Source organism: Rothia sp. HMSC071C12 (assembly GCF_001813895.1).
GTDB lineage: Bacteria > Actinomycetota > Actinomycetes > Actinomycetales > Micrococcaceae > Rothia > Rothia mucilaginosa.
Window position 1 is genome coordinate 18833 of record NZ_KV814345.1, and the last position, 20392, is coordinate 39224.

General features: G+C 57.1%; 21 protein-coding genes. 16 read left to right on the forward strand and 5 right to left on the reverse strand.

From position 1 onward, the window contains the following. The first annotated feature begins 110 nt into the window (after positions 1–110). The 7 genes from rnpA (at position 111) to HMPREF2942_RS00255 (ending at position 6141) form a co-directional block, all read left to right on the forward strand. Entirely contained in the window at positions 111–476 is a 366-nt protein-coding gene (rnpA, locus tag HMPREF2942_RS00225) for a ribonuclease P protein component (RefSeq protein ID WP_049357545.1), read from the forward strand. Next, positions 473–946: a membrane protein insertion efficiency factor YidD gene (gene yidD / locus HMPREF2942_RS00230; protein WP_005504090.1), complete on the forward strand. Its 474-nt coding sequence runs from the start codon at positions 473–475 to the stop codon at positions 944–946. Before rnpA ends, yidD begins: the two co-directional genes overlap by 4 nt. 51 nt (positions 947–997) lie before the next feature. Beyond that, positions 998–1987, forward strand: coding sequence for a membrane protein insertase YidC (yidC, locus tag HMPREF2942_RS00235; RefSeq protein WP_049354146.1), 990 nt, complete (start codon positions 998–1000; stop codon positions 1985–1987). Positions 1988–2098: 111 nt separating this feature from the next. After that, a complete protein-coding gene (locus HMPREF2942_RS00240) occupies positions 2099–2665 on the forward strand; it encodes a Jag family protein (protein WP_049354147.1) in 567 nt (188 codons plus the stop codon). Between the two features lies 1 nt (position 2666). Beyond that, positions 2667–3308: a 16S rRNA (guanine(527)-N(7))-methyltransferase RsmG gene (gene rsmG, locus HMPREF2942_RS00245; protein WP_005504080.1), complete on the forward strand. Its 642-nt coding sequence runs from the start codon at positions 2667–2669 to the stop codon at positions 3306–3308. Positions 3309–3763: 455 nt separating this feature from the next. Beyond that, positions 3764–4606 (forward strand): ParA family protein, encoded by an 843-nt coding sequence (locus HMPREF2942_RS00250; RefSeq protein WP_049354148.1) that lies wholly within the window; start codon positions 3764–3766, stop codon positions 4604–4606. A 236-nt stretch (positions 4607–4842) separates the two neighbouring features. After that, complete coding sequence (locus tag HMPREF2942_RS00255) at positions 4843–6141, forward strand: ParB/RepB/Spo0J family partition protein (protein ID WP_070604010.1); 1299 nt, start codon at positions 4843–4845, stop codon at positions 6139–6141. A gap of 112 nt (positions 6142–6253) precedes the next feature. Here HMPREF2942_RS00255 and trxA read toward each other — a convergent pair whose 3' ends face one another. The 5 genes from trxA to HMPREF2942_RS00280 all read right to left on the reverse strand — a co-directional run bounded on the left by trxA (position 6254) and on the right by HMPREF2942_RS00280 (position 11537). Then, positions 6254–6580, reverse strand: a complete 327-nt coding sequence (gene trxA / locus HMPREF2942_RS00260) for a thioredoxin (RefSeq protein WP_005504074.1) — start codon at positions 6578–6580, stop codon at positions 6254–6256. Between the two features lie 54 nt (positions 6581–6634). Next, a complete protein-coding gene (gene trxB / locus HMPREF2942_RS00265) occupies positions 6635–7669 on the reverse strand; it encodes a thioredoxin-disulfide reductase (protein WP_070687847.1) in 1035 nt (344 codons plus the stop codon). 246 nt (positions 7670–7915) lie between these two features. Beyond that, entirely contained in the window at positions 7916–9106 is a 1191-nt protein-coding gene (locus tag HMPREF2942_RS00270; protein ID WP_246823636.1) for a serine/threonine protein kinase, read from the reverse strand. A gap of 196 nt (positions 9107–9302) precedes the next feature. After that, positions 9303–10967 (reverse strand): murein biosynthesis integral membrane protein MurJ, encoded by a 1665-nt coding sequence (gene murJ, locus HMPREF2942_RS00275; RefSeq protein WP_049338564.1) that lies wholly within the window; start codon positions 10965–10967, stop codon positions 9303–9305. Between the two features lie 66 nt (positions 10968–11033). Continuing rightward, on the reverse strand, positions 11034–11537 hold the full coding sequence (locus HMPREF2942_RS00280) for an NUDIX hydrolase (protein ID WP_005504058.1): 504 nt from the start codon (positions 11535–11537) through the stop codon (positions 11034–11036). A 126-nt stretch (positions 11538–11663) separates the two neighbouring features. Here HMPREF2942_RS00280 and HMPREF2942_RS00285 point away from each other — a divergent pair, with 126 nt between their 5' ends. The 9 genes from HMPREF2942_RS00285 (at position 11664) to dnaB (ending at position 19906) form a co-directional block, all read left to right on the forward strand. Then, complete coding sequence (locus HMPREF2942_RS00285) at positions 11664–13088, forward strand: CCA tRNA nucleotidyltransferase (RefSeq protein ID WP_070687851.1); 1425 nt, start codon at positions 11664–11666, stop codon at positions 13086–13088. Between the two features lie 191 nt (positions 13089–13279). Beyond that, positions 13280–13585, forward strand: coding sequence for a 30S ribosomal protein S6 (gene rpsF, locus HMPREF2942_RS00290; protein WP_070687853.1), 306 nt, complete (start codon positions 13280–13282; stop codon positions 13583–13585). Between the two features lie 95 nt (positions 13586–13680). Next, complete coding sequence (locus tag HMPREF2942_RS00295; protein ID WP_005504055.1) at positions 13681–14313, forward strand: single-stranded DNA-binding protein; 633 nt, start codon at positions 13681–13683, stop codon at positions 14311–14313. 83 nt (positions 14314–14396) lie between these two features. After that, complete coding sequence (gene rpsR / locus HMPREF2942_RS00300; protein ID WP_004005948.1) at positions 14397–14633, forward strand: 30S ribosomal protein S18; 237 nt, start codon at positions 14397–14399, stop codon at positions 14631–14633. 20 nt (positions 14634–14653) lie between these two features. Further along, the gene (rplI, locus tag HMPREF2942_RS00305) at positions 14654–15106 is read left to right on the forward strand and encodes a 50S ribosomal protein L9 (RefSeq protein WP_012904373.1); all 453 of its coding nucleotides are present in this window, start codon (positions 14654–14656) and stop codon (positions 15104–15106) included. Positions 15107–15347: 241 nt separating this feature from the next. Beyond that, positions 15348–15653 carry a hypothetical protein gene (locus HMPREF2942_RS00310; protein ID WP_070687855.1) on the forward strand — a complete coding sequence of 102 codons (306 nt, stop codon included), beginning with the start codon at positions 15348–15350 and terminating at the stop codon, positions 15651–15653. A 644-nt stretch (positions 15654–16297) separates the two neighbouring features. After that, complete coding sequence (locus HMPREF2942_RS00315; protein WP_005504044.1) at positions 16298–17104, forward strand: class I SAM-dependent methyltransferase; 807 nt, start codon at positions 16298–16300, stop codon at positions 17102–17104. 147 nt (positions 17105–17251) lie between these two features. Then, entirely contained in the window at positions 17252–18445 is a 1194-nt protein-coding gene (locus HMPREF2942_RS00320; RefSeq protein ID WP_070687857.1) for a glycosyltransferase, read from the forward strand. A gap of 105 nt (positions 18446–18550) precedes the next feature. After that, positions 18551–19906: a replicative DNA helicase gene (dnaB, locus tag HMPREF2942_RS00325; RefSeq protein ID WP_049349940.1), complete on the forward strand. Its 1356-nt coding sequence runs from the start codon at positions 18551–18553 to the stop codon at positions 19904–19906. Positions 19907–20392 lie beyond the last annotated feature (486 nt).

Below are 20392 nucleotides of genomic sequence, written 5' to 3' on the forward strand. Positions count from 1 at the left end.
CCCCGCCGATGCACACGCATCGGCGGGCGAACTATCATTAAGCGTGAAATACACGCGGAGGTCAGCTCACCACATGAGCCGAATCTCCCACACTACGTAAAGGGGAACACGTGCTGCCTCAACGGCACCGTATGCGCACCAGCGCAGAATTCTCCCACGCCTTCCGTTCCGGCATCCGTACAGGACGTCGGAACATCGTTGTATCTACGGCGAAAAATCCTGGAAAAACAACCCAGGTAGGTTTCATTGTGTCGAAGGCGGTGGGCAACGCAGTCACACGCAACCTGGTTAAGCGCCGGTTGCGTGAACTTGCCGCGCTCACCTGCGCCGCGCATCCGGAAGGCTACGCCATTGCTGTGCGAGCGCTTCCCGCCTCCGCGAGCGCCAGCTGGGATCAGCTGCGCCGCGACTACGAATCGGCACTCGAGACCGCGTTCGCTAAGTTCGACCTGCCTCAGAGTAAGGAGAAGCCGTGAGTCGTTCCCAGCGTGACCGCTGTGAAGAACGCTTCCACGCGCATCACAGCGGTACCTATAGCGCATCTGCTGAGACTCTGGGCCCCGACGAGCTACTGGCACTAGCACCTAACGAATTCGTAAGGCCTGAAACTTTCCTGCAGGCTCTCTACGTTCTACCGCAGAACCTGCTGATTGCGTGTATGAAGGCCTACCGCAAGGTCGTCTCCCCCCTCTACGGGGATGTGTGCCGCTACTACCCGACCTGCTCAGCCTACGCTCTGGAGGCGCTGACCACCCACGGTGCGATGGGTGGGCTTTCCCTGACGGTGCGCCGTATTCTGCGGTGTGTTCCCTGGGCGACCGGAGGTATCGACCCAGTCCCGGAGGGGAAGCGTACTTTCGCTCCCGGAGCAGAACCGAAAATTATTCTGCTCAACCACCCCCATCTTTACACCCCTCACACCGGTGGTGACGCCCGCCCTGAGTAGGCGGCGCCTCCCACACAATGACTTAGCCGAGTCCTTAAGGAGTATTCCCGCGTGAATATTTTTGATTTGATTCTTTGGCCGTTTAAATGGATCGTCTCCGTGGTCCTGTGGCTGTTCCACACTCTTTTCACCTCGCTGGGTATGGACCCGGCGTCCGGCCTGACTTGGGTTCTGTGCATTATCTTCCTGACCCTGGTGATGCGTACCCTGACCATTCCGCTGTTCGTCAAGCAGATTAAGGCTATGCGCGGTATGACCGCGATGCAGGGCGATATGGCGAAGCTGCAGGAGAAGTACAAGGGCAAGAAGGACCAGCTCTCCCGCCAGGCGATGGCTCAGGAGCAGATGGAAATGTACCGTAAGCACGGTACGAACCCCTTCGCGTCCTGCCTGCCGATTCTGGCTCAGATGCCGATCTTCTTCGGTCTGTACCAGGTGCTGATGGGCGTTCCCACCGCGGCGCAGAGTAACGAGAGCGTGCTCATGCTGCCGGCTGATCTGGTGCACCAGTTCAACGACTCGCAGATTTTTGGTGCGCAGCTGTTCGCGACCATGCTGCACCCGGGCGCTGGTGACACCACCGCGACCGTTGTTCAGGCGGTCATCATGATTGTTCTGATGAGTGCGACCCAGTTCTACATTCAGAAGCAGCTGAGTGTGAAGAACATGTCGGAGGCGGCTCTGAACTCTCCGATGTTCCGTCAGCAGCAGATGATCATGTACATCTTCCCGATTATCTTCGCTGTTTCCGGTATTAACTTCCCGCTGGGTGTTATGTACTACTGGACCGTGTCGAATCTGTGGTCGCTGGGTCAGCAGTGGTGGGTTATCCGCAATAACCCGACCCCCGGTTCTCAGGCGGAGCGTGAGCTGAATGCTCGCCGTGCGGCGAAGGGCCTGCCCCCGATTGGTAAGACCCGTGAGCAGCACGAGAAGGAGCTGCAGGAGGCTCGTGAGCGTGCCGCAGCTGGTCAGCGTCAGCAACCGGTCGGTAAGAAGCGCCAGAAGCAGCAACGCAATAAGCAGAACGGAAAGAAGTAGTTTTCTTCCGTGATTCGGGCCGGGTTCTCGCCATGTGTGGCGCGGGCCCGGCGCCGTGTATGAGATACTTTTTACCCCTAGGACACCCCTCCGAACACCCTGAGGATTATCGTGACTGAAGCTATGGATTATGAGGACGAGCAGCTCGTTGAGGAGCAGCTGGTAGAGGAGCCCATTGAGGGCGAAGAAGACAATTTTGAGGACATCGAGGAAGAAGGCGATATCGCCGCTGATTACCTCGAGGAGCTTCTCGATATTGTCGATATGGACGGCGATATCGATATTGAGGTGCGCAATAACCGCATCTATCTTTCGGTCTTCAATGACGACGATGACAATGAGGAACTGCGCCACCTAGTTGGCCGCCACGGTGAGGTGCTGGAGGCTCTGCAGGAGCTGGTGCGCCTCTCCGTCCTGGCTGGTAATGGTACCCGTTCCCGCCTGATTCTGGATGTTGCCGGCTACCGTGCAGAGCGTCGTGAGCAGCTGGAGAAGATTGCCGCTGATGCGATTGAGAAGGTGCGTGCTACCGGTCGTGATGAGCACCTGAAGCCGCTGAGCCCGTATGAGCGTAAGGTTGTGCACGATGTGGTGGCCGCCGCTGGCCTGTACAGCGAGTCGGAGGGCGAGGGTCCTCGCCGTCACGTGGTGATTTCTCTTCCCGAGGTAGGAGCCTAGTATGGAGACTTCGATGGTTACTCTCAGCGAGAGTGAGCGCGCCGCCGCGGAGGCTGTGTTCGGTGAGCGTCTGCCCCTGGCGGAGCGCTACGTGCAGCACCTGGCGACGACCGGCATTGAGCGTGGCCTGATTGGTCCGCGTGAGGTGCCGCGCCTGTGGGCTCGCCACGTGCTGAACTGTGCTGTGGTGCAGGAGTATATTGCTCCGAATGCTTCGGTGGCTGATGTTGGCTCTGGTGCTGGCCTGCCCGGTCTATGCTTGGCGATTGCTCGCCCGGATTTGAAGCTGACTCTGATTGAGCCTCTGGAACGCCGTGTCATCTGGCTGAATGAGGTTGTCGAGGATCTGGGCCTGGAGAACGTGACCGTGCTTCGTTCGCGTGCTGAGCAGGCTGTGGGTGCTGTTGAGGCTGATGTGGTGACTGCGCGTGCTGTGTCCGCTCTGGTGGGCCTGCTGGACATTACTCTGCCGATTCTGCGCGGCACCGGTGAGCTGCTGGCTCTGAAGGGTCGTAGCGCCGCGGAGGAGATTACTAAGGCGAAGAAGAAGCTGAACCGTTACGGTGCACGCGAGACTGAGATTCTCACCGCCGGCGGCGACCTGCTTGAAGAGCCGACGACGGTGGTTCGAGTTCGCCTCTAAAGGTTTCACCCTGAATGGGCGGTACCGCAATGAGCCAGTGAATAGGCTGGCTTACGCGGTACCGCCCATTTTTTATGCGCTGGCTTGCCGGGCGTGCGCGGCAATTGCATCCGTAGAGTACATAGAATGACCTCTCGCGTGGAGTATTGACCTGATGCCGGGTACCCTTAAGGAAGGATTGAAACCTTAGACTCTTCTACATCAAAGCCTGATGGTACAGTAGGGCACTGAGCCCTTCAGAACCATTCGGGTAGCACCAATGTTTCACGTGAAACATTGCAGACTTCATCACCTCGCGGAGTATGTTTCACGTGAAACATGTCGGGAATGAGTAGTGGCAGGGGAGTAGGGGAGTAGACCCGCCTCGCGCACAAATACCGCAGAGTATTGCCACACGCGAGGCATCAGACGAAGCATCACCGTAGACACACCACCCGGAATATGGAAGGCACCCGATGACTCCTCAAGCTCAGAAATCTGCTGCAGATTTGCTCCCCAAGCCTGTGCATACGCGTGTCTTCACCGTGTCGAACCAGAAAGGTGGCGTGGGTAAAACCAGCACCGCCGTGAACCTCGCAGCCGCGCTCGCGGAGGCTGGACTGAACGTCCTGGTAATCGACAACGACCCGCAGGGTAACGCCTCGACCGCACTGGGTATTGAGCATGGCGTGGATGTTCCCAGTGTCTACAACGTCCTGATTGAGGATAAGCCGCTTTCTGAAATTGTTCAGGAATGCCCCGATATGCCCGGCCTGTTCTGTGCCCCCGCCAATATCGACCTTGCAGGCGCGGAGATTGAACTGGTCTCCCTGGTGGCACGCGAGACTCGCCTCAAGAATGCCCTAATGGATTACACCGAATGGCGCGAGAAGCAGGGTATGGAGCGCCTAGACTATGTCTTCATCGACTGCCCGCCGAGCCTCGGCCTGCTGACTGTCAATGCCTTCGTTGCGGCAGAAGAGATTCTGATTCCGATCCAGTGCGAGTACTACGCTCTGGAAGGTCTGAGCCAGCTGCTGAAGAATATTCAGATGATTCAGAAGCACCTGAACTCCAAGCTGCGCATCAGTACAATCCTGCTGACCATGTACGATGCTCGTACCAACCTGGCATTCCAGGTGGCAGAGGAGGTGCGCGAGCACTTCCCGGAGGAGACTCTGGGGGTCAAGATTCCTCGTTCAGTTCGTATCTCTGAAGCTCCCAGCTATCAGCAGACCGTCATCACCTACGATTCTTCGTCGACTGGCGCTCGCGCCTACCGCGAGGCGGCACAGGAACTCTCGCGCCGATCCGCATAATCTAAATCTTTTGAAATGAGCCCTTTTGGATTGTCTATTGATGATTCAAAAGGGCTCATTTCATGCGGTATTTTCTGAGTGAAACCTAAGAAAACATCCTTAGTGAATTAATTATCAGGAATAATTCGGATGATGTGCCGTGCGGTTTTTACTCCTGCTTTCGAGTGCTTATTTCGTTTACACTAGATAAAGAAGAAAAAATGAGCGGGCTCGTCCGGGAGTCCTAAGGAGTAACGATGGCTGAAAAGCGACGCGGCTTGGGTCGTGGCCTGGGGGCACTGATCCCTCAGAGTACGAAGAATTCTGGTAATGCTGAGGCGAAGGCATCCGAAAAGACTGCGGCAGTAAAGACTGCACCCAAGAAGGTATCTACTCCGATTGAAGAGCCGATAACTGACGGCCTCTTTGAAATGGCTCACGAGGCCAAGCCGGAGAAGCAGCGCAAGAGCACTAAAGCTGAGTCTGTAGAAGCTAAGCCCGCTGAAGCTGCACCCGCTCAGGAAAAGCCTGTTGAAGCTCAGAAGGTAGAGGAGAAGGTCGAAGCTCCCGCCTCCTCGCAGGATGTTTCACGTGAAACATCGAAAAAGAAATCCCGTGTGGACATGGGTGCGGCACTGCGTAATACCACCCTGACTCGCCGCCCGGTGGACTTCTTCTTTGGTGAAGATGTCTCCACCCCGCAGGCCGCTTCCGAAGAGCATGGCGGCCTGGTTCCGGTTCCCGGTGCACAGTTTGCTGAGCTGAACGTTCGCGATATCCACCCGAACCGCAAGCAGCCCCGAACCGACTTTGATGAGCAGGACATGGAAGAGCTCATCCACTCGGTGCGTGAGATTGGTGTTCTGCAGCCGATCGTCGTGCGTCCCTCGCGCGAAAACGGCACCGAAAAGTATGAGCTGGTCATGGGTGAGCGCCGCTGGCGTGCAACCCAGGCGGCTGGACTGACCACCATCCCGGCGATTGTTCGTGAGACTGAAGACGGCGACCTGCTCCGTGACGCCCTGCTGGAGAACCTGCACCGCAGCCAGCTGAACCCCATTGAAGAGGCGGCGGCATACCAGCAGCTCATGGAGGAGTTCGACACTACTCAGGAGCAGTTGGCTAAGCGTATTGGTCGTTCTCGCCCCCAGATTTCGAATACGATTCGTCTGCTGAAGCTGCCGGCTCTGGTGCAGCGTCGCGTTGCGGCGGGTATTCTCTCCGCGGGTCACGCGCGCGCCCTGCTGGCTCTGACGGACCAGGCTCAGATTGAGACTCTTGCACAGAAGATTGTGAATGAGGGACTGTCGGTTCGCGCAACTGAGGAGCTGGTGAACCACGCATCCGGCGCTGCTGAGGTGAAGGAGCGCAAGGCTCCTCAGCCTCAGAAGCACCGTGAGCGCCTGGACTATATTGCGGAGGCTTTTGCTGACAAGCTCGATACTTCGGTGAAGATTTCGCTGGGTGCTCGCAAGGGTAAGATGACCATCGAATTTGCGAATGTTGAGGATCTGAACCGTATCATCCGTGTTTTGGATTCTGATTTCTCGGGCTAAATTTTCGCGTAAAACAATATTTAGCAACTGAAATCAGTTGTATATACAAAAAACCCTCGGTGATGTTTCACGTGAAACATCACCGAGGGTTTTTCTTTAGCTTCTCGAAAGATTAGCCCAGGTGCTCGGAGAACTCAGCCAGCAGAGCGGGCTTCGTCTTAGCACCTACGGTCTTCTTGACGACCTCGCCACCCTTGAAAAGGTAGATGGCGGGAATAGAGGTAATGCCGTACTTCATAGCGGTATCGCCATTCGCCTCAACATCCACCTTGACCACGTCGACCTGACCGGCGTACTCGCCAGCGATCTCGTCAATCACGGGGCCAACCATGCGGCAGGGGCCGCACCATTCAGCCCAGAAGTCCACGATAACGGGCTTGTCGTTCTTCAGAACCAGTTCGTCAAAAGTGGCATCAGTTGCCTGCTGTGCACTGCTCACGGAGTGCTCCTTTCTGACACGGGGCGGATTCCCCTGTGAATAATACGAATAGTTTTAGAGGTTTTCGAGGTAGTGCTGCGCGTCCAGAGCGGCAACAGCACCGGAACCGGCAGCAATAATTGCCTGGCGGTAGGTCGGGTCAATCACGTCACCGGCAGCGAAAACGCCGGGAACGGAAGTCTTCGAGGAACGACCCTGAACCGCGATGGTGTGGTGCTCGGTAATCTCCAGCTGGTCACGTACCAGTTCCACGCGAGGATCGGAGCCAATAGCGATGAACAGGCCCTGAACAGCCAGCTGGCGCTCAGAACCATCCTTGGTGTTGGTCAGGGTGATCGACTCGAGGTTGCTCTCGCCGTGAACGGCGGTGACAGCCGAATCCCAGACAACCTCAATCTTCGGGTTGTTGAACACGCGGGTCTGCATGATTTCCGAAGCGCGGAAAGAATCGCGGCGGTGCACCAGGTACACCTTGGATGCGAAGGTCGTCAGGAACAGTGCCTCCTCCAGTGCGGAGTCGCCGCCGCCGACCACTGCGATTTCCTTGTCCTTGAAGAAGAAGCCATCGCAGGTTGCGCACCAGGAGACGCCGTAACCGGAGAGTCGGTCTTCGCCCTCGATGTTGAGCTTACGGACCTGAGAACCGGTGGTCATGATGACGGTCTTCGCCAGGTGAACGGCGCCGTCTGCGGTGTAGACCTTCTTCACGTCGCCGGTGAGTTCGACCTTTTCTACGTCCTGGTAGCGGATGTCAGTGCCGAAACGCTCAGCCTGCTGGCCGATGTTCTCCATCAGCTCGGGGCCCTGGATGCCCTGAATGAAGCCGGGGAAGTTCTCCACCTCGGTGGTGTTCATGAGGGCGCCGCCGGGTGCCAGGGAGCTGGCGAAGAGGACGGGCTTCAGCTCGGCGCGTGCCGCGTAGATTGCTGCGGTGTAGCCGGCGGGGCCGGAGCCCACAATAATGACGTTGTGGACGGTTGCGTCAGCCTCGACCTCGGCTGCCGGTGCCGCTTCGGTGGCGGGTGCGGAGGCGAGGTTCAGATTGCCTAGGGCGGCGCCTCCGAAGAGGCCTCCCAGATTCTCAGTCATCAGATATATCTTTCCGTTGTAGGTCTTTCGTTCTGCCCCTATAACGGGGCTTTATCCTCGATTATTCCATTTTTTGGGGACCCTTATCCAGATACTCCGCGCACTGTGAATCTTTGAGTAGCTACCCTGCCATAAAGAGTCATAAATAGACATCAAAAAGGGCGGGGCTTCCGAACCGTTGAGTTCAGAAGCCCCGCCCTTGTGTCTGGGGTGTGAGCGCCCTGTCGGCGTCACGTTATGGGTTGATTAGTCCACCTTGATTTCGTTGATGCGCAGACCGTAATTCCACGTTCCAATCGGCAGGGAGAGGCGGGGCAGCTCGTTGACCACGATGATCACGTAGGCACCCTTTTCTGCGCTCTGCTTGGAGGTGTCCAGGGTGACGACTGCATCCTTGCCTTCGAAGGTGCCCTTGCCGACCTCAACCGCACCGTCCAGGGATGCAGAGCTGTTGGTGTAGACGGTGAAGGAGCCGCCGGTGCCGGTGTTCTGCTGAAGGGTCAGCTTGGAGACGACGGTGGGGGTCTGCAGCTTCAGCGCCAGGCCGAATTCCTTGATGGTGCCGGCGTAGTTGGCGGTGCCGAAGCCGTAGCTGATCCATGCGGTGTTGGCGTTACCGTCGGTCAGGTTCGGGATGAGGGTGTCCATGTCGTTCATGAACGTGGGGTTCGAGGGCGCGAAGCGAGCCACGGACGCGATCTTCGCCGGTGCGTTCGATGCCTTAGCGGTCGGTGATGCCGATGCGCTGGCGTTTGCCGCAGCCGATTCGGAGGCGGAGATAGAGGACTTGGGGGTGTGCGGTGCGGCTGCCTGGTTGGAGCCGATTGCACCCAGGGAGGTGAGGATACCGCCTGCGACGATGACGAGCAGCAGGACTGCTGCCAGGGCGACTGCCCAGGTGCCGCGGCTGCCGTCTTCTTCGTCTTCGTCATCTTCGTAGATGCTGGTGGGTTCGGAGTATGCGGTCACGGCCGCGCCGTCGGATGCGTTCCAGTTCTTGGCGGCGGTGATGCTCTCCTGGTTGGTGCTGGAAGCAGAGACCTTCTCGTAGGTGTTGGGGGAGCTGCTGCTTTCGGAGTCGCCGAAGATTTCGGTGCCCAGTGCGTCTTCTGCGTTGGAGAGTGCGTGGTTTTCGACCAGCAGGGTGTCCAGCAGGGTGTCGGGGCGGGTGTGGGAGGTGACGAGGTAGCGGCTACCTTCGGGGGTGATGCCCAGGTCGAGGATCTGGATGTTGCCGCGTGCGTTGGTTGCGAGCGCGCGGGAGTTTGCTTCCAGCAGTGCGCTGCGGCTGGGCGATGCGACGACGACCGAGACCTTACGGTTGAGAATCTGGTCGGTGCCTTCAAGCACCATGTCGGATTCTGCCGTAATGATGATGTGTGCGGTGATTTCGTAGCGGCCTCCGAGGACCGATCCGACCGGAATCTGTTGCGACAACGTGTTCTCCCGAGGTGGTTTCATAGTGCCTGCCGTGTGGCGGGCCCTGACTATTAGATTCTACCCGGCATTGAAGGATGCTGGGGCTGAGTGATAGTTTGTGGCGTCCGGGTGGTTGCCTGTGTCCTCTGCGGGCCCCGGCGTGGGGTGAGGTGGGTGCACGGGCAGCTACCCGGGTTGGGCGTTGTGTGCTGCTTTAGCGGCGGGCAAAACGCTCAAGTTTGGAGGTGAGGGGCGCCAGTAGTGCGTTGGCTTCCTTGACGCGGAAGATTTGTATACCGGCGAGGTATGCCAGGCCCATGACGGTGCCGCATACGGCGAGGGTGATGATTGCGGTGAGCTTGGACGCCCAGGCGAATCCGTCGAGCTGGTAGCCGCCGAGCAGCCAGAGTGCAATGGCTGCGATGCCGCCGGCGAAGAGGGATGCGAGGGTGGTGCGTGCGTAGGCGCTGACGATGCCGCGCTGGCCGTAGTAGCCGAGGCGGCGGCGGACCATGTGGTGGCTGATGAACATGATCAGGATGTTGTGCACCGGGTAGATGAAGGCGAGCATGTACACGGTGTACTGTGCGTCGAGCAGGGATGCTGCGAAGCTCATGATGACCATGATGATGGCGGAGTACACCTGGATGCGGAAGGGGGTGCGTGCGTCTTCGCGGGCGTAGAGCACGCGGCTGTAGAGGTAGTTGATGGTGAGGGTGGGGGTGCCGAGCGCGGTGATGACGATGAGCTTGGCGATGATGGTTGCTGCGATGGGGTCGCCGCCGCTGAAGAGCACGGCGACGGGGCCTGCGAGTACCATGAGTGCGACCATGCAGAAGACGGTGGCTACGGCTGCGTTGCGCAGGCCGTGGGAGAGCGCGTAGATGACGCTGTCGCTGTCGTCGGCGATGGCGGAGGCGCTCATACGGTTGAAGAGCACGGTGGCGATGGAGATGCCGATAACGCCGTGCGGGAGCATGTACAGCATGGAGGCGTAGTTGAGTGCCTGCAGGCCGGGGATTTGGATGCCGAGGGCGGCGTAGTGCTCGCGCTGGCCGACGATGCCTGCGGCGACCTTGGTCATGTAGAGGAACGCGAGGTTGGAGATGATGCCGGAGGCGAGGGTCCAGGCGGCGAGCTTGGAGGCTGCGCGCAGGCCGATGCCTCGCCATGCGAAGTCGGGCTTGAGGCGCAGGCCGAGCTTGCGTAGGGGGATGAACAGGACGAGTGCCTGCATGATGACGCCGAAGGTGGAGGAGCCAGCGAGCACGAGGGTCTGTGCGTTGGTCCAGTTGTCTACGGTGTGAATCGGGTTGGGGTTGGGGGTTTGTGCGCCGAAGAGGAAGATGAACAGGATCAGCGACAGGATGGTGATGACGTTGTTGAGTACGGGCGACCACATGTAGGCGCCGAATGCGTCTTTGGCGTTGAGGACCTGTCCGATGACGGTGTAGAGGCCGTAGAAGAAGATTTGGGGTAGGCACCAGAGGGAGAAGATGAAGCCGAGCTGTCGTTGTTCGGGGCTCCATCCTGAGCCCATGATGCTGATGATGGGCCAGGCGCAGGCGACGGTGATGAGGGTGATGAGGCCGATTGCGGTGACGGTGAGGGTGACGAGTTTGGAGATGTATCGTGCGCCGCCGTCTTGTGCTTTGGCTGCCTTGATGATTTGCGGCACGAGGACTGCGTTGAACACGCCGCCTGCTACGAGGACGTAGATGAGGTTGGGTAGGGTGTTGGCGGTTTCGAAGACGTCGCCGACGGTTGAGAGTGAGCCGATGGCTACGGTGAGCAGGATGGTCTTGACGAATCCGAGGATGCGCGAGACGAGGGTGCCTGCTGCCATGATTGCGCTTGAGCGGGCGTCGTTACGTGCCACGTATGTCTCTCCTGTTTCGGCGGGTGATTGCTTCTTTTAGTTTTTGGGGCTCTATTTAACGGGTGTTTAGAGCTGGGTGGTGATGTATTCGCGCGCGCTACGGGCAATGTGTTGCTCGTTGGCGAATGAGAGGCGGGTGGGGAGCTCTTCGAGGGGGACCCATGCGACGTCGATTGCTTCGTGGTCGGGGTCGTTGTCGATGCTCAGTTCGCCGCCGGTTGCTGCGAAGAGGTAGTGGTGCACGGTTTTGTGGATGCGCGTGCCGTTGGAGGTGAACCAGTAGGCGATGGTGCCGAGGGAGGCTACGGGGTAGCCGGTGATTCCGGTTTCTTCGCTGATTTCGCGTTGTGCGGCTTCGACGGTGGTTTCGCCGTGTTCGATGTGGCCTTTGGGTAGGCACCATTCGCGTTGTCCGTTGCGGTTGATGCGGGCGATGATGGCTACGGGTAGCTGTTCGGGTCGGTCAAAGTCGATGATGAGCCCGCCTGCGGAGACTTCTTCGGGGGCGGGTACCGCTCGCGCGGGCGCGGTGAAGCGCGTTTTGGGGGCGCGGGGTACGGGAATGCTCATGGTTCTACCTTAACCGATATGTGAGGGTTTGTGTGTCTCGGTTTGGGGTGAGATAGCTGTCTTTGGTGGGGTGTTGTGGGTGTGGGGTGGGCGCGTGGGTGGTTTTTCTGGCACGATTAAAGGATTATGTCGCTGTTTATTGATGTTGTGTCGAAGTACCCGGATGCCGCCGAGCTGGGAGAACTGTACCGTGCGGCGGGTTTTGAGCTGTACTTGGTGGGCGGTATTGTCCGCGACAATCTGCTGGATGATGGCGGCCATTTCACTGATTTTGATTTGACGACGGATGCTACTCCGGAGCAGAGTGAGCAGATTCTGCGTGGGTGGGGTGAGCATACGTGGGATATCGGCAAGGAGTACGGCACGATTAGTGCGCGTAAGAATGGCGTGGTGTATGAGGTGACCACGTACCGTGCTGAGGTGTATGTTTCGGATTCGCGTAAGCCGACGGTTGAGTTCGGTACGGACCTGAGTGCCGACTTGGTGCGCCGTGATTTCACGATTAATGCGATGGCTGCGGCTTTGCCCAGCGGCGAGGTTGTTGACTTGTTTGGTGGCGTTGAGGATTTGCGTGCGGGTGTTTTGCGTACTCCGCGCTCGCCGCAGGAGTCTTTTTCTGAGGATCCGCTGCGTATGATGCGTGCGGCTCGTTTTGTTGCGCGTTTTAATCTTGAGGTTGCCCCGGAGGTTTTCGAGGCGATGCGCGAGATGGCTGGCCGTATTGAGATTATTTCGGCTGAGCGTGTGCGTGATGAGCTGGTGAAGCTGATTGAGGCGGATTATCCGCGGGTGGGTTTGAACCTGCTGGTGGATACGGGTCTGGCGGATTATGTGTTGCCGGAGCTTCCTGCGTTGCGTATGGAGATGGATCCGGCGCATCACCATAAGGATGTGTATGCGCATTCGTTGAAGGTGATGGAGCAGGCGATGGAGAAGGAGACGGGCGAGGATGGCCCGTGCCCGGCTCCTGATTTTATTCTGCGTTTTGCGGCGTTGATGCACGATATTGGTAAGCCGAAGACTCGTAAGTTTGAGAAGGACGGCTCTGTCTCGTTCCTGCACCATGAGGTGGTGGGCGCAAAGATGGTGAAGAAGCGTATGCGTGCGCTGCGTTTTGATAATGACACGATTAAGGCTGTGGCTCGTCTGGTGGAGCTGCACATGCGTTTCTATGGTTACCGTGAGTCGGGTTGGACTGATTCTGCGGTGCGCCGTTATGTGCGTGATGCGGGGGATCAGTTGGAGCGTCTGCATCGTGTGTCGCGTTCTGATGTGACGACTCGTAATCGTCGTCTGTCGCGCTCGCTGGCTGAGGCGTATGACGATTTGGAGCGTCGTATTGCTGAGTTGGCTGCTCAGGAGGAGCTGGATGCGATCCGCCCGGATCTGGATGGCGGTCAGATTATGCAGATTCTTGGTATTGCGCCGGGCCCGGTGGTGGGTGAGGCGTATAAGTTCTTGTTGAATTTGCGTCTGGATGAGGGTTCGCTTCCTGAGGAGGAGGCGAAGGCTCGTCTTTTGCAGTGGTGGGAGCAGCGTCGCCAGGCGTAGCTTCTGCGGTTTTTCGGTGCCGCATCGCATGGTTGAGCTCACGCGGTGCGGTACTGTTCTATCTGCTTTTTCTCGTGTATTGTTAAGAAATCTATGCGTGTTCCCCACCCGGTGTGCTTCACGTGTAGAGCACAATGAATCTCCTGCTATGGAAATCCCATAGCCGTTTAGCCCAAAGGAGGGGTTTAATCATGCGTGCATATGAACTGATGGTTATCCTCAGCCCCGAGGTTGAGGACCGTGCGGTTGAGCCGTCGCTGTCCAAGTTCCTCGAGATCGTGACCAACGAGGGTGGTTCCATCGACAACGTCGATATCTGGGGCCGTCGTCGCCTGGCTTACGAGATCCAGAAGAAGTCTGAGGGTATCTACGCAGTGGTGAACTTCACCTCTACCCCCGAGACCGCAGCTGAGCTCGATCGTGTTCTGAACCTGAACGAGTCCGTCATGCGTACCAAGATCATCCGCCCGGAGGATCAGAAGATCTCCAGCAAGTAGTTGTTTCTTGCCGGTCGGCTGACCCCCTAAAAATGTCAGGGGGTTGCGCTGTACTGGATTCAACATACTTGTAACTCTTATCGAGGAGGCATCAAATGGCAGGCGATACCGTTATTACCGTTATTGGTAATCTGACTGGCGATCCGGAGCTTCGTTACACCCCTGCGGGTGCGGCGGTTGCTAATTTCACGATCGCATCGACTCCGCGTACTTTTAACCGCCAGACGAACCAGTGGGAGGATGGGGAGACCCTGTTCCTGCGTGCGTCGGTGTGGCGTGGTTACGCTGAGAATGTTGCAGAGACCCTGAAGAAGGGTACTCAGGTTATCGCGCAGGGCCGTCTGAAGTCTCGCTCGTACGAGACCAAGGAAGGCGAGCGTCGTACCTCGTTTGAGCTTGAGGTCGAGGAGATCGGCCCGACTCTGCGTTTTGCTACTGCTCAGGTGACTCGCGCACAGCGTTCTGCCGGAGGTAATAACTTCGGTGGCGGTGCGCAGGGTGGCTTTGGCGGTGGCGCTGGGTACAACGCTGCTGCTCAGGGCGGTTTCTCCGCTCCTCAGCAGAACAATTTTGCTGCTGCTCAGGGTAATGGTTACTCTGGCCAGTCTGGCTACTCCGCTCCGGCTGCTCCGGCGGCCCCCGCAGCTCCTGCTGCTGATCCGTGGAGTTCTCAGTCTGGTGGTAACTATGACTGGGGTAGCGGCGCCGACGACGAACCTCCGTTCTAAGCCGGTTTCGTTTTCCGAATAGTAATTTATCAATCCATCCCGCGGTTATCCGCCGCGGGCTCCCAACTCTAAGGAGCACCACGATGGCTAAGGCTGAAATCCGTAAGCCCAAACCCAAGCAGAACCCCCTCAAGGCTGCTGACGTCACCGTTATCGACTACAAGGACGTCGCACTTCTGCGCAAGTTCATCTCCGACCGCGGCAAGATCCGCGCTCGCCGCGTGACTGGCGTGACCGTTCAGGAGCAGCGCAAGATCGCTCAGGCTATTAAGAACGCCCGCGAAGTTGCACTGCTGCCCTACTCCGGCGCTGGCCGCTAAAGAGAAGGAGAGACAGTAACATGGCTAAGATCATTCTGACTCAGGAAGTTTCCGGCCTCGGTGCAGCTGGCGATGTTGTCACCGTTAAGGACGGTTACGCACGTAACTACCTGCTGCCCCGCGGCTTCGCCGTGACCTGGACCCAGGGTGGCGAGAAGCAGGTTGAGTCCATCCGCGCCGCTCGTGCGGCTCGTGCCAAGGCTTCTCTGGAAGAGGCTCAGGCAATTGCTGCGTCCCTGGCTGCTAAGCCGGTTGTCGTTGCACACAAGGCTGGCGCTGACGGCCGCCTGTTCGGTACCGTCAAGGCTGAGGCTATTGCTGAGGCTATTGAGGCTGCTGGCGTTGGCTCCGTTGACAAGCGCACCATCCACCTGGGTTCCGCTATCAAGCGCACCGGTGAGTACAAGGTGACTGTCCGCCTGCACGCTGACGTTGTTGCTAACGTTGTCCTGGACGTCGTTGCTGCTGCGTAAGTAGATTTTTAGATATTCGACGCTGGTGCTTTGATGCTGCGGCGTTGAGTGTCGGACGGGGTGTCCCTCTTCGTGAGGGGCACCCCGTTTGTTGTACCCATAGCTGTGCCCGCTCCGGTGCATGTTTCACGTGAAACATTGTTTTTGAGAGGTTGAGAATAGGGGTAGGGCAGTAGAAGGATTGGTGGTTAGAGCGGTTGCGACTGCAAAGTACGCCAATTGACCCCGTAGACTGGTAGACATGGCTCGATCTTTTTCACGTTTGTCTTCTAGCGCTCAGCTTCTGTCCACGGGTGTGGTGTTGGAGTGCGTCAATTTGCTGCTGTGCGCTCTAGCGGTTATCCCATTTGCGGACGCGAATGTTGCTACTGCTCTTCTGCTTCTTTTGCTGGTAGTTGGCGGCCTTGCATCCAGTGTTGCGCTGGTGTGCGCGCTGGTGGGTCTGGTGAAGTTCCGTCAGTACCGCGTGGCCAATATTTGCTTGGCGGTTATTTCTGTAGCGGCTAACCCGTTGGTGCTGCTGGGGTTGTATATGGCGGCTTATTAGCCCGGTTTAGAGTCCGCAAACTGCACAATATCAAAGCTCTCAGGGTTCTGTTGGTTTTCTCCCAGCTTGTTTCCAGCGAAATTCAATCCTCCCATAAGGTTGGGGGTGTTTACTATAAGTGTTGGTTCGAGAGGACTGCGATGTGAATGTGTGTGTTTCGTGTAGCGGGGTCGCCCGCTAACGAAAGAAGGATGGCAAGGCAAAAGCGCCTTGCCTTTCTTCTTTTAACGCGACGTGTAGTTTCCGCGTGAAATCCGGGGCACTGCACCCCGATGTTGAAGAAAAATCTATTCCCAGCTTTCTTACAGCTTTAACCTACAGGGAATAAAGGTTTACGCGTAATACTTTATATAGATGGTTCGAGAGGACCATCAGAAAGTTGGACTTTCCTTGCGGAAGTGGCTCTGATTTTCGTATGTATGTGTGTGTGATGAGACTGGGGTTGGATCGAGAGGTTCAGCTCCAGTTTCTGTTTAATCTCTAGGGTGTGCGGTAAGGGTGGCTGTAGTGGTGTTGCGGCATGCTGTAATAAAGGGCAACCATACTTCTATATAACGTCATATTTCCTTTCTTGGGGTGGCGGGTCTAGAATTGGGAAAGATAAATTTTGCATATTAAATACAAGTATTGAGGAGTTGTCTTCCGTGTCTAAGACCCCTTCCGTTCCCGGTACCGACCGCCCCGCTGAAAAGGCTGCCGGTCACTGGCTTCTGGCTCAGCTGGGCAAAAAGGTTTTGCGCCCCGGCGGCCGCGAGACCACCAACTGGCTGCTGGCTCGTGCCCTGGGTGGCGACATTGACGTCGTGGAGTTTGCGCCGGGCCTGGGTATTACCGCCCTGGAGATTGTGAAGCGTTCCCCCAAGAGCTACACCGGTGTGGATCTTGACCCGAAGGCTGCTGAAATCGTGACCGAGCGTATTGGCGCATCGACTAAGCCGAACTACCGTGTGGTGAACGCTAGCGCTCAGGAGACCGGTCTGCCCTCGGAAAGCTACGACGCTGTGGTGGGCGAGGCGATGCTGACCATGCAGACCGATAAGCACAAGCTGGAGATTATGCGTGAGGCGGCTCGTCTGCTGCGTCCGGGCGGCTACTACGCTATTCACGAGATGTCGCTGGTTCCCGATTATCTGCGCCCCGAGCTGAAGGAAGAGATTCAGAAGGATTTGGCGCGCACTATCCGTGTGAACGCCCGCCCGCTGACTGTCGCCGAGTGGACTGCTCTGGCGGAAGAGGCTGGCTTTGAGGTGCTGGATGTGTACCAGACCGATATGGCGCTGCTGGAGCCGAAGCGTCTGCTGGCTGATGAGGGTGCCGCTGGCGTTGCGAAGATTGCGTTCAATCTGGCGCGTAAGCCGCAGATTCGTGAGCGTGTGCTGGGTATGCGCGGTGTGTTCCGCCGCCACGCGGACCACATTGGCGCTATCGGTCTGATTCTGCGTAAGAAGTAAGACAGAGTCACACCGCAAAGCTTATACAGCGAAACGGAGCCCCAGTATTCCCCCGTATAACGAGGAATACTGGGGCTCCGTTTTACACTGGTGAGGTTATGAGCCGCAGATTCGGCTCAGTCACGTGTGCGCCTGCCGGAGTTTGTTATGAGCCGTATTCTTTTCTCTCCCGAAAGCTTCAATATGGGTGAAACCACTCGCTGCATTGAGATAGCGCGTGTGGCTCGGGAGCGAGGCCATACGGTCTTGTTCCACGTGTACTCCCCTAAGTACATAGGACTGCTGGAAAGCGCCGGGCTTCCTGTGCATCTTCGCGAGCCGATCATGAGCGATGCTGAGGCGGAGCAGATTATGGCGTTGGATCAGGGCAGGGGAGTGCGGCATCCTTTCACGACCGATATGGTGCGTCGGCGGGTCGCCGCTGAGCTTGAGGCTATTCGTGACTTTAGCGCGGATGCTGTGGTGATTGGTTCTAATCTGACGATGCTGCTGTCTGCGCGTATTGCGGGCGTCCCTATTTTCTATGCGCGCCCGTATGCTTACTCGTCGACGTATTTTTCGAAGAAGCCTGTAGGTGGCGAGCTTGCGGCACCGGGGTGGTTGCGTGCGGTGGCGCGGGTGTTGTCGTATAAGCCGGCTTCTTTTACTCGTGTGGCACGTGAGCATGGGCTGAGGCTTCCTCGCCGTACTGTTGATATGCTCAGTGCCGACGTGAATCTTATCTGTTCTCTGTTTACGCAGCTGCGCGGGGATTCTTTGGTAGAGCCTGATGTTGGTGTGGGGCCTATTTATTACCGTGCGCCCGGTGAACTGCCGCAGATTGTTCGCGAGCGCAGGGAGCGGCCACTGATTTACGTGGGAATGGGCTCATCCGGCTCCGCAGATATTTTGGTGCAGGTGCTGCAACAGTTGTCAGCCGCTCCGGTGGATGTGCTGGTTGGCGGCGGGGTGCAGCTCTCGGATACCCACCTGCTGGGCAGCAATATCCATTTCGCCGGGACTGTTCCGGCGCATCTGCTCACCGGTCATATTGATGCCTCGATAACCCACGGCGGTGAGGGGACAGTACAGACGGCGTGCCTGGCGGGTGTGCCCTTTGCCGGTATTGCGATGCAGGCGGAGCAAAGCTGGAATATTGAGGAGTGCGTGCGCTACGGTAACGCCCTGCGTTTCACGAAGAATGATGTGCGCCGCGGCAATATGCGCGATATTCTGGACCGTCTGCTCAGCGATGAGGGCATGCGCGCTAGGGCGCGGCAGCTGGGTGAGGCAATGCGCACCATGGATGGGGCGGCGCTCGCCGTTGAGAAGATTGAGGATTATCTGCGCGCTGCCCATTAGGCGTGTATATGTTTCGCGTGTGCCTTCGTGAGAAACTAGCATAGGAGTTCTACAGAAATTGTTTCTGGAACGTCGTAGATATCGGATTGAAACGCGAGGATAAGCATGTCTGAAACTGCCATTGATTATGGTTCCCGCACTATGCCTCATGATGATGTGGCTGAGCAGTCGGTGCTCGGTGGCATGCTGCTGTCAAAGGACGCTATTGCGGATGTGGTTGAGAGCCTGCGTGCGTCTGATTTCTATAAGCCGGCGCACGAGACGATTTATGAGGCGATTCTTTCTCTTTACGGTCACGGTAGCCCTGCGGATGCGATTACGGTTGCTGATGAGCTGAAGAAGCGCGGCGAGCTGACTCGTGTGGGCGGCGCGGCCTATATTCATACGCTGATTGCGTCGGTTCCGACTGCTGCTAACGCTCAGTATTACGCTGAGATTGTTAAGGAGCACGCGATTATGCGCCGCCTGATTGAGGCGGGTACGAAGATTGCTCAGCTGGGTTACGCCAATGAGACTGAGGTCGATACTTTGGTGGATCAGGCGCAGGCTGAGATTTATGCGGTGACTGATGGTAACGCGAAGGAAGACTATGTGTCTTTCTCTGAGGCGTTGGAGGAGACCATCAATGAGATTGATGCGAACTCGAACCGCCCGGATGGCGTGTACGGTGTGCCGACTGACTTTATTGAGTTTGATGAGCTGACCGGTGGTCTGCATGGCGGCCAGATGATTGTTATTGCGGCTCGTCCGGGTGTGGGTAAGTCGACTCTGGCTCTGGATATTGCTCGTTCTGCTGCTATTCATCATCAGATGACGACTGTGTTTTTCTCGCTGGAGATGAGTCGTACTGAGTTGGCGATGCGTATTCTCTCCGCGGAGGGCAAGATTTCGATGGGTCGTCTGAAGAAGGGTGACCTGGATACTGAGGGTTGGACGAACCTTGCGACTCTGCAGGGCCGTATTGATTCTGCTCCTCTCTTTATTGATGATTCGCCGAATATGACTCTGATGGAGATTCGCGCGAAGTGCCGTCGCCTCAAGCAGCGTAATGATTTGAAGCTTGTGGTGCTGGACTACCTGCAGCTGATGAGTTCGGGTAAGAAGGTTGAGTCGCGTCAGCAGGAGGTTTCGGAGTTCTCTCGTAGCCTGAAGCTGTTGGCTAAGGAGCTGGATGTTCCGGTGATTGCGCTGTCGCAGTTGAACCGTGGTTCGGAGCAACGTACTGATAAGCGTCCGATGGTTTCGGATCTGCGTGAGTCGGGTTCTATTGAGCAGGATGCGGATATGGTGATTCTGCTGCATCGTGAGGATATGTATAACCCGGATAGTGAACGCGTGGGTGAGGCGGACATGATTATTGCTAAGCACCGTGGTGGTCCGACTCGTACTATCCCGTTGGCGTTTAGCGGTAAGTATTCGCGCTTCAACAATATGGCGAATGAGGCGCCTCCCCAGTACTAATCAGCTCAGCACTCTGTAGCTGCACCCCTCTTCTTCTATTCATTACAGGATGGAAGGGGAGGGGCTTTTTCGCATCTATAGGTATGGGTACCCAAATGCAGAGTTAGGAATCGTGCAGGGTTAGGAATCAAGCGCAGGGTATGGGAATAGGGGCTGCGGAGGGGGTTCTAGAGGGCATTCTGTGAGGGTTTGAGTGGTTTCTTCTGCGTTTATAAGGTTTTTTGGAAGTTTTTTAAAGATTTTTTAGCACCCATAAAACGCACTGACTAGGTAGTTTGGTGTTTGTGAGGGTGTTTGAGACCCTTTCAAGGTCCTTTTTGTGGTCTACTTCACCCATTTTCGGGTTGCAGGGGCGTTTAGGCATCTGTATAGTTGTATGAGTCGCCGCGGCGAGGAGGAAAAAACGAAGAGTTTTCTTCGGTGTTTCTCCTAGTCAGAAGCGGTTTGACTGTCTTTCAATTGTATAGTGTTTTGGTTTCTTGCTTA

Coding starts and splice junctions, on each gene's coding strand:
- rpsR (WP_004005948.1), top strand. CDS start 14,397: ATGGCTAAGGCTGAAATCCGTAAGCCCAAACCCAAGCAGAACCCCCTC.
- rplI (WP_012904373.1), top strand. CDS start 14,654: ATGGCTAAGATCATTCTGACTCAGGAAGTTTCCGGCCTCGGTGCAGCT.
- HMPREF2942_RS00255 (WP_070604010.1), top strand. CDS start 4,843: ATGGCTGAAAAGCGACGCGGCTTGGGTCGTGGCCTGGGGGCACTGATC.
- HMPREF2942_RS00295 (WP_005504055.1), top strand. CDS start 13,681: ATGGCAGGCGATACCGTTATTACCGTTATTGGTAATCTGACTGGCGAT.
- HMPREF2942_RS00310 (WP_070687855.1), top strand. CDS start 15,348: ATGGCTCGATCTTTTTCACGTTTGTCTTCTAGCGCTCAGCTTCTGTCC.
- trxB (WP_070687847.1), bottom strand. CDS start 7,669: ATGACTGAGAATCTGGGAGGCCTCTTCGGAGGCGCCGCCCTAGGCAAT.
- dnaB (WP_049349940.1), top strand. CDS start 18,551: ATGTCTGAAACTGCCATTGATTATGGTTCCCGCACTATGCCTCATGAT.
- HMPREF2942_RS00280 (WP_005504058.1), bottom strand. CDS start 11,537: ATGAGCATTCCCGTACCCCGCGCCCCCAAAACGCGCTTCACCGCGCCC.
- rpsF (WP_070687853.1), top strand. CDS start 13,280: ATGCGTGCATATGAACTGATGGTTATCCTCAGCCCCGAGGTTGAGGAC.
- HMPREF2942_RS00320 (WP_070687857.1), top strand. CDS start 17,252: ATGAGCCGTATTCTTTTCTCTCCCGAAAGCTTCAATATGGGTGAAACC.
- HMPREF2942_RS00250 (WP_049354148.1), top strand. CDS start 3,764: ATGACTCCTCAAGCTCAGAAATCTGCTGCAGATTTGCTCCCCAAGCCT.
- HMPREF2942_RS00285 (WP_070687851.1), top strand. CDS start 11,664: ATGTCGCTGTTTATTGATGTTGTGTCGAAGTACCCGGATGCCGCCGAG.
- rsmG (WP_005504080.1), top strand. CDS start 2,667: ATGGAGACTTCGATGGTTACTCTCAGCGAGAGTGAGCGCGCCGCCGCG.